Here is a 15,094-nt window from a genome sequence, read left to right on the forward strand (position 1 = left end):
TTGGGCGGCGACGGGGTCGCGGCGGCCGGCGCCGCCATCTGCGTCACCATAGCGCCTCTCTTAATGGGGATGGCCGCCACCTTCAATACCACCGCCCTCGATCCCGTGGCGTGGACCTTGATCACACTCTGTCTGGTTCATGCGGCCAGAACCGGTAAAGGCCGTGCGCTGTGGCTATGCGGCCTGATCGCGGGCATTAATTTGGAAATCAAATATTCGCTGGTCCTGTGGTGCGTCTGCCTGGCCGTGGGATTACTGGCGACGCCGGAACGCAAACTTCTGTTCCGAAAGGACATGTGGATCGGCATCGCGATTGCGGCCATCATCGCCGTGCCGTCCGTGATCTGGCAGGCCCTGCACGGGTTTCCGTTCCTTGAACTGGCGGCGGCAGCCAAGGCAAAGAACGCCGAAACGCCCCCTGTCGCCTTCCTGCTCAACCAAATCCTGATCATGAGCCCCTTACTGGCGCCGGTCTGGATATCCGGCCTTGTCGGGCCCTTCGTGATCGACCGCCTGCGCGTCATGCGCTTTGTGCCCATCGCCTTTGTCGTGTTTGCGCTCTTCGTCATGGTGAGCCACGGCAAGGACTACTATCTGGGCGCGGCCTACCCCGTCCTGTTCATCATGGGCGCCGTGTCGATCGCCCATTGGATCAAGCCGGTCTGGGGCCGCATCGCCTTGGCCGGGTGGGGTGTCGCGGCCATAGCCTTTTCGGCATGGATATCCCCGCTGGCCCTGCCGGTCCTTACCGTGCCGGAGCTGAAAACCTTTATCGAACACTTCCCCCTAAAGCCGCAACAGCAGGAAAAAAGCTTTGCGGGCACGCTCCTGCCCCAGGTCTTTGCCGACCAGTTGGGCTGGCGCGATTTCACCGATCAGGTCGGAACGGCCTGGAACCAGATCCCCGCCAGCGAACGCGCCAAAACCGCCATCAAGGTCGATAACTATGGCGAAGCGGCTGCGCTTGATATTTACGGCAAGCCCTACGGTCTGCCACCCACACTCAGTGGTCACAACCAGTATTATTTCTGGGGTCTGCGCGGTCAGCATCCGGTCCACCTGCTGGTCGTCCAGAACCATCCGGAGCGGCTATATCCCTATTGCCAGAAGACGACCCTCTACCGCACCACCTTCTCACCTGACGCGATGCACAGCGAAAACGGCAAGATCATCGCCTGGTGCCAAGGCCTTAAGGTCGATCTGCCAACACTCTGGCCAGAGCTGAAGCATATGGATTAAACGCCACTCTGCCGGCGGACGCCCAACCCGCGCGATAAACACCCCTTGCGCGACCTGTGTATATACAATATACACACTATATGACCCAGTCCGGCTTCGACATCAGGTTCGGCCCCGTCTCCCACGCGGCGGACGGCGCGCTTTACGAGCAGATCGTGCTGGCCGTGAAGCGTGAGGTCGCGGCGGGGCGGCTCAAACCCGGAGAGGCGCTGCCGTCGCTGCGCGTGCTGGCCGGCGACCTGATGGTCAGCCTGATTACCGTCAAACGGGCCTACGAAGAATTGGAACGCGACGGCGTCATCTACCTGCGTCAGGGGCTGGGCGCCTTTGTGACCGACGCGGGCCTGCGCCAGGTGCGTCAGGAAAAGGCCGAAGCCGCCATGGCGGCCTTGCGCGCGGCCGTACACTATGCCCGCGCCGCCGACCTGTCGGACACGGATATTCAAGCCCTATTACAGCGGATTATTGATCAGGAGGATCAGGCATGACCACGACACCGGCGATTGAACTCAGCGACCTGTATTGCACATCCGGCAAATTCGCGTTGGGGCCGATCAACACAACCGTTCCCCGTGGCTGCGTACTGGCCTTGATAGGCCCCAATGGTGCGGGCAAAACCACCCTGCTCGACCTCATCATGGGGCTGGGGCGGCCAAACCGAGGCCATATCCAAATCCTGGGTCTAAGCCAGCCGGTCGATGAGGTCGCCATCAAGGCCAGGGTCGCCTACGTCACTCCGGACCTCAATTTTAACGTCTGGGGGACGGTCGGCCGCGCCATCGATTTCATTCGCGGCTTCTACCCGGATTGGGACGCCGCGCGCTGCGACCGCCTGCTTAAGGCCTTCGAACTGAAACGCACCGACAAGATCAACACCCTGTCGTTTGGCGGGCGTATCAAGCTATCTTTGATTATGGCCTTGTCTCGCGACGCCGATATCCTCCTCCTCGATGAGCCGACCGTAGGCCTCGACGTCAATGCGCGCCGTGTATTGTTTCATGAGATCCTTGAGATCGTAAAAAACGAGAGCCGCACCGTCGTCATCTCGTCGCATCAGTTGGACGACCTTGAGCGGCTGGCGGACCGATGCGCCATTCTGGTCGGTGGGCAATTGATCGCCATGGCGCCCATGGATGGCCTACTGGACCGCTACCGCCAGATCGATTGCCTGATCGAAGGCCGCACGCCCACTATCGAAGGCGTCCGCGTGCTCGCGCGCCAAGATAACCGCGTCCGGCTGCTTATCGACCGCAGCCTGTGCCCCGACGATGCGCTCACGGGCGGGAACCTGCAGGTCGTCGCCGACATACCCATGACGCTCGAAGATTTGTTCGTGGCGCTTGCCTCAGATATGCCAAAGGTCGCCGCATGATGTCGCCCAATGTGCGCCGGCTGGTGCTCGATCCCTCCCCCCGGCTTCAACTCGGGATTGGCCTGATACTCTGGGTCATTTCCGGCCTTATGGCGGCCCTGTGGATGCACGGAAACGTGTCGCCCAACTTCTTCATGATTTTTATGACCTGGTCCTTCACCTTAGGCGTCACTCAGAAAGCAAGCATTTGGCGCATCTTGCCGGTGTCGGCAAAGGATTTGGGACAGGCGCAATGGTGGTGTCTGTGGGGGCTGCCGTTCCTGGCCGTCCTTATTACGGTCGGCATTGCGGCCTCTGTTGCCGCAGGCTTCGGCTGGCTGGGCGTAAGCGGGGCGGACATCTGCGTTTATGCCGGCGCCGAATTGACCCTCATTTTTTTGATGGGCACGATCCTGCCAGTACCGCGATTTTTGCGTTCAACCTTCGGACCGTCAGGCACTGTCACCGGCACGATCGTTTTGATCGTGGCCATTTTGAGCCTGGCGTTCCGCTGGACCGGCGTTGTCGCCTTTTCCACCCTCCGCCCTGAGATATTGGCCGGAACGGCCGTCTCCGTTACCCTGGTCGCGGTGGCTTATGGACTGAGCGCGCGTATCCCCATTACAGCGCCCAATACCCGGCAACTCAAGCCGCCGAAATCGCAGGCCTCGCCCCCTACGGCCACTGCCAAATCCGCGATCGGCTGGAACGCCTTATTTAGGCTCGCCTTAAAAATCGCCTTGACTGTGTTGCGCACCGCGGCGGTAGTCACCATCGCGCTCCTCTTGCTGTCCGCTGTCACACCACTTACCAAGACCTTTGACACCCAAGACATACTTCAATACGTCCCACTCGTCGGAACCCTCGCCGCCATCGGATATGTCCCCGCCTTGTCGCAGCGCGTACTCGCCGGATTGCCGCTCTCTGCCCTGCAACGCACGCTCATGCTGCACCTGATGTCCGTGACTATCCAACTCCCTGTGTTTGGCGCGATGATGATAGTGACGGCGATGGCGAATCCTTACGCGGTGAGCGGGACGTGGGTAATCGCCCGGTGCCTTTTTGTCCTGATGGCCGTGTCGTTTGCCGCCGCCATGATTGCCGTGGCGCTCAGGTTTGGCCAGAAAAACGTCGTTTGGTTTTACGGCCTGGCCGCAATGCCTGGAGCCTTCGGGAACGTCGCGCTGAATAGCCTGGACACCGGGGAGCCGACCTGGTTGGGGATCGATATGGCCAATGTGCCGGCCATTCTCACCCTGGCTTTCCTGGCGATTTACGGGCTCAGCGTGATCTGGACCTATCTTGAACTGGCCTTTGGCCGCGCGGCCTATCACTACCAACCCCTGGCGCAGGCGACATGGCGGGGCAGCGGGTCCTAAAGCCCAGACCGCATGAGTCTTCTGTTGAACGAAGACAATGCCGACTGTCTCGACGCGCCGCGCGATGAGGTGTATTTCAGAATCGGCTTTCCGGGAACAGGCGAATCCGGGTGGGAGGTGCTTCCGCCGGATATTGCCGTATCCGGGCCACGCTGGCTTGACGGAAAACCGTCATCCAGGGCTCACCTTTTCCCTATGGTGGCAGCGAAGAAACCGAACTCTACACCACGGAAAACCAATTCTGAGACGGCCAGGGAAAAAACGACAACAGCAGGTTCTGCTCTACCAACTGAGCTACGCGAAGGACCCTTCACGACCGGGTTCGAACCGGCGGCACGAGGAAGCTGTTGTCTGCGCCACTGGCCGCAGGTGTCAAAGGGAACAGACGAAAGCGCCTATTCTGTTGCTCTATCCAATTGAGCTACCCGGTTGCCCGGAGCCGGATTTGAACCGGCAACCCACAGATTATGAGAAGGATTCGCTTTCTACACCACTCTGACACCGCAGCCATTACGGACAAATGTTGCATACCGCAACAACAAATGCGCCCTTTGCGTTCGCACACCCCGGATAGTGTTTCAAATGCAACAATATGCCGGGAGGGCGCATTAGGGTGGAAGTGGGACCGAAATGTGCCTTTCAGCTAAATGCCTCGGAAAACCTGACGCATGCTGAGAATTTCTGTTGTGTAGCGAAGACAACACACCCCATCCCACCGCTTGCACGCACCCCACAATTCATAGTTGCCGTTAACGCAAATCGCAATTAGCTTAACAAACACGACAACTTTAGGGATTCCTATAGGAAGTCGACTTTCAAGCGCTGGGGGCAGCAATGAACTTCTTCAACTTGGCGATGGAATTACTTTTTTTCGTGAACGCGACATCGAATGTCACGCTCCCCGTCATAAATGTCCCTGCGGCCAATTTTAATGAAAAATACTATGACCACAGAGGCATCAGCAACCAAGCGACGTTGGTCGGGTGGCAAAGTGGCGCCCCCTTACTAAAAATAACAAGCGCGACAGTTTTTGTTGCTGGCATAAAGGACACGGATCAAACGATATGTATTGAGATTGAACACGTTAGTGGAGGCTATTCCGCATCTGCTCGCATCAAAAATCCATATCGAGGACCATCGATTGAGCTAAAGCTTCCTTCGACTTTTTTCGCCAAGAATAAGAATATAACGCAGGTGGACCTCGCCTTACTTGTTCGCGCCTCGTCGTCTCCGCGCTGTATGAGCGACAGTGCAATTCTAAGCGCTGGGTGGGAGCCAGTTATTAATTCGCCTTCAACCTCAATGCTCGTGAACTTAGGGTTGGGGAGCGTGGCGAAAGTGAATATTTCGAACGGCAGTTTAACAGGTTGCCAACCCGTTGACCAAATTGCAAGCGAAGCGAACACGGTGCGTCAGCGTTTCAATACAATTTGCAAAGTCTCTCAAGCTTCTCCGTGTGTTTCAGAACGCCATTTTGAGCTGGTTGTTGCTTCTGGAGACGGCAGGGACACCCCTCTTAGCGGAACTTTTAGAACCAGCTGTCCTGCAAAGAGATGAGCGACAAGCACCTGTCATTGACGCAGTTGTTGCACCTGCTTAAAAAGATTGGTGCATGGCTAACCTCTGTCGCGGCCCTGCCGCTGCGACTGCCGCAGTTCGTCGAAGCCTCAATTGTTCGGGTGAACTCCCGAACCATCCTCTGGACTACTTTAGCTATAAACCTAACAGTCGTACTGGCCGCTGGTTGGATCGTTTTTTCTCCGGTCGACAATGCTTTATTTTCTGTAGACGCGCTAACGGAAGCGTTGTCCATAGACGTTCCGGTCGGCACCATAATTCCGCAAAGCATTGCGATCCTTCAACGTACCGACGTTGTACACTGTAGTCGCTCTGTGGAGTTGTTCTCGCCCACAGAAACACCGCTAAGATTAGAGTTCACGATAGGTGAGAAAGAGCCCTCACTTACTGTCCGAAATTTGGCAAAAAATGGCGCCCCATTCGCGCGAGGGACCTGCAAATCGACGGCCGATGAAGAAAGAGACTTTATCGTATCAAATCCATTTTCAGGGTGGTCACATCAGTCCGTCGTATTGGACGGTAAGATTCAACTAGGGCAACAGGCGGGCGTGCCAGATGAACTACTTCAATCTGGCTCAATTATTACGCGGACTAAGTCATTTCCCATTCCAATCGATACAATTAGTGAGACGTCCGCATTGATGTTGGGGGATGAGGTACATTTCCTGAAAGATGATCAGGGACAAGAAGCAAACGCCAAGCTTTTGCTGCGACTTGATACTGAGCGCCGCGCTTTTCATGTCGTCGTTCATACTGTTGCGGCAAGGGCGTCAGTTGCCCGAAGTGGACTTACCGAAAATATTGATCTGGCGGTAGCACCGTCTCTATGGGCCCGCCTTAGAGCGCAATCACAATGGGCTATATTTGCATTAACGGGTGCACTTCTTCTGAACGTAATTGGTGCCATAAGGCATTTTTCCGAAACTCACAAGACAACAAAAAGTGGAGAACAAAATTGAAGCGTAATCTTTACTTGAAAGCAACTATGTCGATTAGCGCTTCGCTATTTTTGGCGCCTTGCTCTTTCGCCGGCTCGATAGATCCAGTATATATACGCACCGATTTTGGTGCACAGGGAAATGGAGCCAGGTTCCTTGTAGGCGACGAGTGTATTCTTGTCACTGCGGCCCATGTCGTCTCCGGTACTTCCCAACCTTTCGTGCGTCCTATGCGCTCTATTGAAGACAGAGCTCAGATGACGAAGCATGACACAACACTTGACGTCGGTATTGGCGTACAGAAGAATTTGAAAAGTAAAACATGTGCGCCGCTCCCGAGCAGCGAGACAATTCAAAATGCCCTCTTCGCAAGTCAGCGAGAAGTTTGGTATGTCGATTCAAATGGGGATGGCTTACCTTTCAAGGTCGATTTGATTAAATCTACTGACAAGTACATCCAACTGCAAATCATCCCTAACCCATTAAATCCCTCCGCACCAAAATCTTTCATTGCGGGTATGAGTGGTGCGTTAGTCGTTTTTAACGGCACCCCCGTGGCAATTCTGCAAAGTTCAGATGTTGATAGCCCAACTACCAATGCCTTGCGGCTGGATTTTATACGCAACCAGTATGCATCGATTTTTTTGGTTGTAGCGCCGTCCCGCACAGTTGCGCCCCCCTATTCCACTGATCAGCTTCCTGAAGAATACAAGACAATAGTACTAAATGCGCGTAAGACCAAGCAAAAGGTAATCGATGTTGAGACGATCGCATTTGATGTAAAACGAAAAGCTGAGGATGCTTCGTCCATCGCATTGCAGTACCCTAAAGGCCAGGTTGTCAAGGGGTACGCAAATTTTGACGCTGAGAACAATTCCAACTTTTATTCTGGGGAAGTATACCAGGTTGGGGTTGCTTATGGTTCGCAAGGTTATGGCGTATCTGAGGTCCGTTCGGGTGACGCCATCGGCGATAAATTTTACTGCCGTTATGAAAGAGATAAAGGGTGCGTGGGCTATGGTTTCCTCTCCTACCAAGTAAACCCTGACAATGAAGTGTCTCAGTTTAAATCTTGGGCAGGCGGTTTTTCCAATGGTCGGCACGGGTACGGCCATGAGGTTTGGAAGTCACCTGCGGGCGCCGAAGCCTGGATAAACGATCAAGATATTGCAACCCCCGGCGTCTGGAAAGAGGCTGATGGTCGACTCTATGAGGGGATGTTGCTGCACGGATGGGAGGGTAAAGGTGTGCTGTGGGACAAAGAGGGTAACATCTTGTTTGTAGGAGAGTTTTCTAAGGGCAAAATTGTCAAGGATGAGACGGATAGAATCAGATAAATTCGTGTTTTAGCTATTTATCTCTCCACCTATTCAAAGACCTTTAATCACCGGAAGGATCAATTGTCATTACCTAGCGATGTTTATGGCTTTCCTTATAAAGTATGATCCAGCCCGCGAGCACAGCGACATGCCATCTGCGCATCGCCGGTACCAATGTCTCGGCGTTCGCGCTATAGGCTATTGATACGTCACCCCTAACCAAAACACTGCGTCCTGGCCCTACCGTCTTCGCCTACGCCGACGACGGCAGGGCCAAAGCCACACCGGTACTGGCTGACCATTTGGATTAAGGCATTCTGATCGCCACCAGATCGCCACAGTCGATGCGTGGCCACCTCCCCCCGCCCGGGAGCCAGACCTGATGCACCACCAGCCACAACATAGCCTACCTACCACAGCGCTGATATAGCTGGACACCTCGAAAAACCTGGCGGAATTGGCCGGATCATGATTCCATATCTTGGTCGGGATATGGAGGATTTCGATGAAGGGAGAGCCTGGTCTTTTTGATGTTCAGGAGCGTTTGAAACGCTTAAGCGATCTGGGCGATCAGCTCGAAACGTACGGTCGGTTGGTCGATTTCGAAGCGTTCCGTCCGGATCTGTTGGCTGCCGTGGGTTACAGCGCCGGCGCCAAAGGCGGGCGGCCACCGTTCGACGTCGTACTGATGTTCAAAATCTTGGTCATCCAGGCGCAGAACAGTCTCAGCGACGAACGCGCGGAATATCTGATCAGCGATCGGCTGTCCTTCATGCGGTTCCTTGGGCTGACGCTGAGCGACCCCATTCCCGACGCCAAGACAATCTGGCTGTTGGAAAGCGGTACAGGCCACGCCTCGCATATCGTTTTTGCCCGCGAAGGGGCAAAGACAACGGGCGATGCGGCGCAATATGAGATGCGTGCCGACAGCGGTAATATGAAAACACGTCATTTCTGCAAGGTTTGCGGTTCCCCGATCCTTATGACCTTCGCCGCCACGCCGAACCCGTTCACAGTGCGCGCAGCCAGTCTCGATGCGCCGGAAAGATACCAACCACAGATCGTGACCTATACCGCGCGCGGTCACGAATGGGACTATCTAAACCCCGCCCTTCCCAAATTCGAGAGGATGCCTTAGCGCACCTCGACCGGAGGCGCAGCGGCCGCCTGCTCTTGCGGCGTCGCGGCCCGATGGCCGTAGCTCAGGACATTGGTGATGCGCCAGGCGCCGTCATGCTTGGTCCAGACCATGACGAACTTGGCAATGCCTTCGCAGCGGTTCGTCGCCAACTCGCAAAAGCGGTGCTCGCCCTCCTCGATCGCACCGTAGTCCTTGATCGGATAGACCCGGAAGGTCGCGGGGATCAGTTCGCGCCGCACCTTGCCGCATATGTATTTGCGCACGCCGTCCACCATGGCGTCACGCTCAAACGTCGCGCCCCCGGTATCGTGGTAGAAGGCCACCTTCGGATCGAAATAGCCCGAAAAGGTCGGCAGGTCGCACCGGTTGTAGGCGTCGAACACCTGCGTATCCAACGCACCGATTTCCGCCGTCAGCGGGTCGGCAGCCGCCGGAGTAGCGGCCGCGAGTACGGCGGCAATGGTAAGGGCGGTGATCATGCTTATGCTCCGGCGTCTGAGGCATGGAGGCTAGGTGACCGGCAGAAGGCTGTCATCTTAAACTGTTGTAATGTCGTGGGCCCGCATACCGGGCATACACTACCGCTCTTGACAAATCGGGCCGATCGAAACACAACCTTAAGAAGCGCGCGCATATGGTGCGGTTACGCAAATCAGCACGAGGCAGGTTATGGACGTCACCACCGCTCCCTCCGCCGCCGCCCCGGCAGCAACCCCACCCGAGCAACCGCAAGCGGCGTTCAAAAACCAGGACCAGTTCAGCGACCTGATCGAACGGGTGTCGAATGCGGCGGGAAGCTATTCTGAATCAGAACAGTTGGATGCCTATACGTCATTGCAAAACATGGCCGTCACGGGCGGAATGATCGGCATGGGCGCCGACAATCAAAAGCTATACAATCAGGTGACATCTAGTTCTGCGATCGCGCAGAAGGTCAGACAAACCGGCCAGGCCTATACCATGGCGATGATTGCGGGGGCGCAAAGCGGCGGTGCGTCCGGCGCACGACAGGCGGCGCTCGACTTTTTCGACAAGCAAAACCCATCTGACCAGCAAATTCTCTTCAGAGGTCACATCAACGCAGCGGACATGAGCGGCTCTGCGCCGTTCGCCAACGTGGATAGCTGGCGCACCTCCATGCTCGCGGGCATCAAACTCGACCAATATGTCGAAAGCGCTTCGGCCAAGGGTGATCCTTACGTCCAGGCCAGGACAGACCCCAAATTGGCCGCCGCGCTCAAGCTGTCGGACGCCAAGGACCAATTCGCCACCTGGGCGCAGCAGATCGCCGATCTGTTCGGCCTGCGCAACCCGATCCAGGATAAGGTCGATCTGTCCGACGCGGCCAAACAGGCGCTGGGAACGGTGTCATCGCCCGCAAACCCTACGCCCGCGCCCGCCAAGCCCGCGCCATATGAGGCGGGCGCCTTGGCCTCGAAGACGGTTTAAGCCCCACCACCCACGACGTCCTGACCTTGCCCGCCCCGGCGTTCCATGCCTAAGTGCGCCGCCGATTCCGGCCCTTAAGGACCACAGATGACCGAGCAGACGGGCCCGGCGACACCGCCCCTGTATAAGCGCAGCCCCGCCTGGCGACGCGTCGCCGCGGCCTTCGCCCTGGCGCTTTGCCTGGCGCTGGCCGCCTATGCCATCCTCTCTCTTGTCCGCAGCGAAAGCGGCTTTGCCAGCGTAAGTTTTCTGGCCGTGCTGCCCGCCATCCTGTCGGCCCTGATCTGCTATATCGGCGACCCGGCCCATGCGCGCGGTGCCGGCTTTTATTGGACGGTGCCGGCCGTCCTGGTCGCCCTCATCTGCGCCGCGGCAGCCTGGCCGCTGCACGAAGGGATTGTCTGCCTGATCATGCTGGCGCCCATCTGGCTGCTCTCCGGCTGGGCCGGCGCGTTCCTGCTGCGGCGGCTGCGCAAACGCGTCATCGACCCGACCCTGTTCCAATCCTCGCTGGCCGTCTTCCCGCTGCTGGCCCTGCTGGTCGAAGGGCAACTCCCCTACCCGCCGCAAGACTTTACGGTGACGCGCCGCATCGTGATCGAAGCGGACGCCGCCACCGTATGGCCCTTCGCCGTGTCGAACGCCCACATCGCCCCGTCCGAAGGCAAATGGACCTTTTCGCAGAATATCGTAGGCCTGCCCCGCCCGCGCGCCACGGTGTTGCGCGGCACCGGCGTGGGCGCGGTCCGCACCGCCTATTGGGGCGATCATATCCATTTCGACGAGATCATCACCGGATGGGAACCGGGACACAGGCTGGCGTGGCGGTTCAGCTTCCCGGACGATTCCTTGCGGACCTATACCGACAAACATATTTCACCCGATGGACCGGCCCTTAAGATCGCATCGGGCGACTACACCCTTAAGGCCCTGTCGCCGGGACGGACCCTGCTGACCCTGCGCACGCGCTACGTCGCCCGAACCCATGTCAACCTGTACGCCGCCGCGTGGGGCGAAGTCTTCCTGGGCGACATCCAAAGCAATGTGCTGACCCTGATCAGGGACCGCGCCGAACACGCCGCTCATGCGCGACGCGGCGAAGCAGGCTTGTAGTCCAGCAACCGGCATAGCCAACGCATCGCGTTTCCGCCCAACCGCACATCACCGACGGCCATTGACCTGAAAATACGAGATGTCCTGGCTATCGGGATCATATAGCGCGCGGAAATAACACGCACCACCGTCAGCGACGACAACCAGGTGCTGCGTCAGCATTTCATCCGGCACACCGCTACGTCTACAAAAAGCGTTTATCAAAATGACCTTCGGCCCTGACGCGTCTAAATCGTAAATCCGGTTCGCAGCAGAGACGCGAACGCCCTCAAACTGGAATATGTACGTGTCGATGGCCTCTCCGATGGCCCTGCGCTCATTTTCGCTGCGTTGATTTAATGAACCGAGACGAACCTGGCCAACAGGCGCTCTCAGGTATCGTTTCAGGGCGGACGTGGCGTCACCCACCTGCGCCTCGGACGGTGTCCATGCGCCCCCGGCATTTTCGGCGGGTACGGCAATGATATAGTGGCTTTCGAGCGGTTCGGCGCGCGCTGGAGCCGCAACGGCGGCGCAGACTACCGCGCACGCCGCCAAGATCTTCAAAGCTGATTTAAAATGCATCTGCCCTGTCTCCGCTTTCACTTATCCTACCGACGCCTCACGCCAACCTTCGCATAGCGCACGAAGAGATTCCAGCGGTGTGTACACACCTTATTTATCCTGCGGTTGTATGATGGCCCCTCCGGAGGGGCGGCATGTCAAAAAAGAAGTGAAGGCCTGGCTTTGGCTGCTCGGCGTGTCGGGCGTGGCAAGCTTCATGCTGTTCTTCCTGCCGGTCACCGTGCTCATACTGCTGATGTACGTTTTCATCGGCATGTTGATGGTCCCGGCCCCGTTCATTTTCCTCTATTCGGCCCTCACCTTCGGCCTCAATGCGCTTCTGTCCCGTGTCCTGCCCAAACCGGTCTGGCTGCGCATCGCCATGAGCATAGCGGTGGTGGTTTTCGGCGCGCACCTCGTTTCGGGCCTCCTCAACACAGAGCGGGCCGCCGCCTTCAACCGGATCGTGGCCAATGACATCGCCCTGACCTCAAAGCCGTCTTTTTCGCGGCTTGTGCGCATCGACGAAGGCCCGGAATCTCATCGCGCCGATGGCCCCGTGACCTGTGACCACGCCTGCATCACCTATCTGGCCAACGGCGCGGTCACGGCCGTGCTGCTTCCGACCGACCGTGGCGATACCCGCCCGCTGTATCAGCGCAGCTATACCCTGTTTCGCAACCGCCCCGGCTGCCGCCAGGCGCAGGATTGGCGCGACACCGGTCGCGTCTGGCAAGGCGGCTGTCTGGCGCCGCCCCAGTCGGGGAAAATCGCCATCGGCGATCTGGTCGTCCATGCAAAACCGGTGTCCGTGCCGTTTCAGGTCAAAGACAGCAAGGCCGAACGCTTCGAAGTCTATCTTATGACCGCGTCCGGCCTGCAAACGATCGAGCGCCAAACATCGTTTGAGATGACGGCCTATGGCGACATGCCCGTGGTGAGCCGCGATGCCGGCTGGAACGGGTCCAATTTCGATCACGGCTTGACCTTGCTCAACAGCACCAAGCCGCATTGGCGCTATCTCGAAAACGTGCTGAAAGACGATCTGGGTCTAAGCACCGATCTTCGCACCCGGGAGAGCGACCTGGCTGCCGCCAGCCGGGCCAATGCCGAAGCCAGTGCCAAAGCGAGCGCGGCTTCATCGGCAAAGGGCGACAAAACGGTCGGGCAGATTCTGATTGACCTCATCCGGTCCTTGGGTAACCGGTGAGGCTGAATCAGCCAGAACAGCCGTCGAGATCAAAGAACTGCTTATCGATGGCGTCGCCTTGCCAACTGGAATCCGCCAGACCGCTCATCAGGATATGCGCCGGTGCGGCGTCTCCCTTTTGGGGCGCATGGTTGATCAGGTCATAATTGGCGTCGGCACCGATATATTCCATGTCCCCCAAACGGCCCGGTCCGCCATCGGGTGACGGCAAATGGAAATCGGGGCGCGTGACGTCGGTGGTGTGGGCGACGTTTTGACGGCCATCGTTTCCCCCATTCCACGGCAGGAAATAGGTCGTGTGGCCGGGCAGGCGGTTATGCAGGGCCAGCGCGATACCGGACGGCCAATCCTGCGACCGCTCCACCTGCACAACGGACAGCGTCACGTCCCTTTGATGGCGCAGGCTGTAATGGGCCTTTTCGACGGGACAGGTCGCCGCCACGGCCAAGGCAACCGCGAACACAAGCATGGTCAGTTCTCCAGGGAATAAGGCCTAAACTGCGCCGATCCGCGCCGAAGTCAAGACGCCCCTACTCCTCCTTTTCCGTCGGCTTCAGCCGTATGCCGCGTTTCGACAGGGCTTCACGCAACAACATTTCAAGCTGGGCGTTGGTCGAGCGCAATTCGGCCGCGGCCAGACGCTCGACCGCCGTCAGAACCTCCGGCGGCAGACGCAGAGGATAGGCTTTCTTACCGGGCGACGCCACGGATCAGCCGTAGAGCGTGCCGGTGTTCACGACCGGCTGAGCTTCACGATCGGCACACAGCACGACCAGAAGGTTCGACACCATGGCCGCCTTGCGTTCTTCGTCGAGCTTGACAACGCCGCGGGCGGACAATTGTTCCAGCGCCAGTTCCACCATGCCGACCGCGCCGGCGACGATCTTCTGGCGCGCGGCGATAATCGCCTCGGCCTGCTGGCGCTTGAGCATCGCCCCGGCGATTTCCGGCGCATAGGCCAGGTGCATGAGGTGGGCTTCGTCAACCGACACCCCGGCGACGGCGACGCGCGTCTGCAAATCCGCCTTCAAGCGCTGGCTGACGATTTCCGCATCCTCGCGCAAGGTCGGCTGACCGTCTTCGGCATGGTCATAGGCGTATTGACGCGCGGTTTCGCGCAAGGCCGTCTCGATCTGGATGTTGACGAAGGCGGCATAGTCGTCGACGTCGAACAGGGCCTGGGCCGAGTCCGAAATGTGCCAGACAATGTTGGCGGCGATTTCGATCGGATTACCGCGCTGGTCATTGACCTTCAACGCCTCGCTGGTGACGTTGCGCACCCGCAGGCTGACCTTTTTGCGCCCGTACCAGAACGGCACCCAACGCAGGCCGGTATTGCGGTCGCTGCCCTTGTAATTGCCAAAAACGGTCAGGGCCACCGACTGGTTGGGCTGCACCGTATAGAAACCCATAAGGATGCATAGCGCCGCCAGGACAAGCGGTATGGCCAACAGCCCCGCCCCCAGGAACGGCGCCGCAATACCGATGGCCAGCAAGGCCACAAAGACGAGAAGCAGCAGCCCGCCGCTACCGCTCGCAACGGCCCGTTCACGCGTACTGTTGATCTGTTGATCGCTCATGGCAGCCTCCCTGAAAGCCTTATCGCTCTAGATATCCATTTCGGTCACGACATATCCCTTGCCCATCAGCTTCGGTCGGACGCTGAGGACACGGTGCACCTTCTGGCGGCGCAGAAGAAACCGCTGTACGGCCGCACCGCCGTAATCGGTTGCGCTATAGTTCAGAATTTCCCAGCCCTGCGCCACCAGGTCGCTCAAGGGTCTGATATCATTAGCCATGGTCAAGCCCTCCAAAGGTATATCAAAGTGATATC

Annotated in this window: 16 protein-coding genes and 2 pseudogenes; 12 read left to right on the forward strand and 6 right to left on the reverse strand. The window is 58.0% G+C overall.

The features are described 5' to 3' along the window. From AEAC466_RS41680 to AEAC466_RS44295, 9 genes and pseudogenes are all read left to right on the forward strand, one after another. On the forward strand, positions 1-1,239 hold a 1,239-nt coding region (locus AEAC466_RS41680; protein WP_023459936.1), incomplete at its 5' end, for a glycosyltransferase family 39 protein. A gap of 80 nt (positions 1,240-1,319) precedes the next feature. After that, positions 1,320-1,727: a GntR family transcriptional regulator gene (locus AEAC466_RS41685; protein WP_023459937.1), complete on the forward strand. Its 408-nt coding sequence runs from the start codon at positions 1,320-1,322 to the stop codon at positions 1,725-1,727. Next, positions 1,724-2,611 (forward strand): ABC transporter ATP-binding protein, encoded by an 888-nt coding sequence (locus AEAC466_RS0122880; RefSeq protein ID WP_023459938.1) that lies wholly within the window; start codon positions 1,724-1,726, stop codon positions 2,609-2,611. The genes AEAC466_RS41685 and AEAC466_RS0122880 overlap by 4 nt, the downstream gene beginning before the upstream one ends. Further along, positions 2,608-3,969, forward strand: a complete 1,362-nt coding sequence (locus AEAC466_RS41690; RefSeq protein ID WP_023459939.1) for a hypothetical protein — start codon at positions 2,608-2,610, stop codon at positions 3,967-3,969. The genes AEAC466_RS0122880 and AEAC466_RS41690 overlap by 4 nt, the downstream gene beginning before the upstream one ends. A gap of 834 nt (positions 3,970-4,803) precedes the next feature. Beyond that, positions 4,804-5,526 (forward strand): hypothetical protein, encoded by a 723-nt coding sequence (locus AEAC466_RS44665; protein ID WP_155913852.1) that lies wholly within the window; start codon positions 4,804-4,806, stop codon positions 5,524-5,526. After that, positions 5,523-6,506: a hypothetical protein gene (locus tag AEAC466_RS41695; protein WP_023459940.1), complete on the forward strand. Its 984-nt coding sequence runs from the start codon at positions 5,523-5,525 to the stop codon at positions 6,504-6,506. The genes AEAC466_RS44665 and AEAC466_RS41695 overlap by 4 nt, the downstream gene beginning before the upstream one ends. After that, positions 6,503-7,822: a hypothetical protein gene (locus AEAC466_RS41700; RefSeq protein WP_155913854.1), complete on the forward strand. Its 1,320-nt coding sequence runs from the start codon at positions 6,503-6,505 to the stop codon at positions 7,820-7,822. The genes AEAC466_RS41695 and AEAC466_RS41700 overlap by 4 nt, the downstream gene beginning before the upstream one ends. Before the next feature lie 487 nt (positions 7,823-8,309). Next, positions 8,310-8,633 (forward strand): annotated as a pseudogene (locus tag AEAC466_RS45055) (transposase); the annotation flags it as partial. Between the two features lie 21 nt (positions 8,634-8,654). Beyond that, positions 8,655-8,942: pseudogene (locus AEAC466_RS44295) on the forward strand (GFA family protein); the annotation flags it as partial. Here AEAC466_RS44295 and AEAC466_RS41705 read toward each other — a convergent pair. Further along, on the reverse strand, positions 8,939-9,424 hold the full coding sequence (locus AEAC466_RS41705; protein WP_023459943.1) for a nuclear transport factor 2 family protein: 486 nt from the start codon (positions 9,422-9,424) through the stop codon (positions 8,939-8,941). The pseudogene AEAC466_RS44295 and the gene AEAC466_RS41705 sit on opposite strands and share 4 nt — an antisense overlap. A gap of 190 nt (positions 9,425-9,614) precedes the next feature. Between AEAC466_RS41705 and AEAC466_RS41710 the strand changes: the two genes are divergently transcribed. Both AEAC466_RS41710 and AEAC466_RS41715 read left to right on the forward strand, forming a co-directional pair. Then, a complete protein-coding gene (locus AEAC466_RS41710; RefSeq protein ID WP_023459944.1) occupies positions 9,615-10,394 on the forward strand; it encodes a hypothetical protein in 780 nt (259 codons plus the stop codon). An 87-nt stretch (positions 10,395-10,481) separates the two neighbouring features. Continuing rightward, positions 10,482-11,507, forward strand: a complete 1,026-nt coding sequence (locus AEAC466_RS41715; protein WP_023459945.1) for a hypothetical protein — start codon at positions 10,482-10,484, stop codon at positions 11,505-11,507. Positions 11,508-11,555: 48 nt separating this feature from the next. Here AEAC466_RS41715 and AEAC466_RS41720 read toward each other — a convergent pair whose 3' ends face one another. Then, positions 11,556-12,071 carry a hypothetical protein gene (locus AEAC466_RS41720; RefSeq protein WP_023459946.1) on the reverse strand — a complete coding sequence of 172 codons (516 nt, stop codon included), beginning with the start codon at positions 12,069-12,071 and terminating at the stop codon, positions 11,556-11,558. A 148-nt stretch (positions 12,072-12,219) separates the two neighbouring features. Here AEAC466_RS41720 and AEAC466_RS41725 point away from each other — a divergent pair, with 148 nt between their 5' ends. Continuing rightward, positions 12,220-13,260 carry a hypothetical protein gene (locus tag AEAC466_RS41725; RefSeq protein WP_155913856.1) on the forward strand — a complete coding sequence of 347 codons (1,041 nt, stop codon included), beginning with the start codon at positions 12,220-12,222 and terminating at the stop codon, positions 13,258-13,260. A 7-nt stretch (positions 13,261-13,267) separates the two neighbouring features. Here AEAC466_RS41725 and AEAC466_RS43990 read toward each other — a convergent pair whose 3' ends face one another. From AEAC466_RS43990 to AEAC466_RS41740, 4 genes are all read right to left on the reverse strand, one after another. Then, positions 13,268-13,729 (reverse strand): hypothetical protein, encoded by a 462-nt coding sequence (locus AEAC466_RS43990; RefSeq protein ID WP_023459948.1) that lies wholly within the window; start codon positions 13,727-13,729, stop codon positions 13,268-13,270. Positions 13,730-13,790: 61 nt separating this feature from the next. Continuing rightward, the gene (locus AEAC466_RS44300; protein ID WP_023459949.1) at positions 13,791-13,967 is read right to left on the reverse strand and encodes an Arc family DNA-binding protein; all 177 of its coding nucleotides are present in this window, start codon (positions 13,965-13,967) and stop codon (positions 13,791-13,793) included. Positions 13,968-13,970: 3 nt separating this feature from the next. Then, positions 13,971-14,840 carry an SPFH domain-containing protein gene (locus tag AEAC466_RS41735; RefSeq protein WP_023459950.1) on the reverse strand — a complete coding sequence of 290 codons (870 nt, stop codon included), beginning with the start codon at positions 14,838-14,840 and terminating at the stop codon, positions 13,971-13,973. A gap of 27 nt (positions 14,841-14,867) precedes the next feature. Further along, on the reverse strand, positions 14,868-15,059 hold the full coding sequence (locus AEAC466_RS41740) for a hypothetical protein (RefSeq protein WP_023459951.1): 192 nt from the start codon (positions 15,057-15,059) through the stop codon (positions 14,868-14,870). Positions 15,060-15,094 lie beyond the last annotated feature (35 nt).

This window comes from Asticcacaulis sp. AC466 (genome assembly GCF_000495815.1).
Lineage (GTDB): Bacteria > Pseudomonadota > Alphaproteobacteria > Caulobacterales > Caulobacteraceae > Asticcacaulis.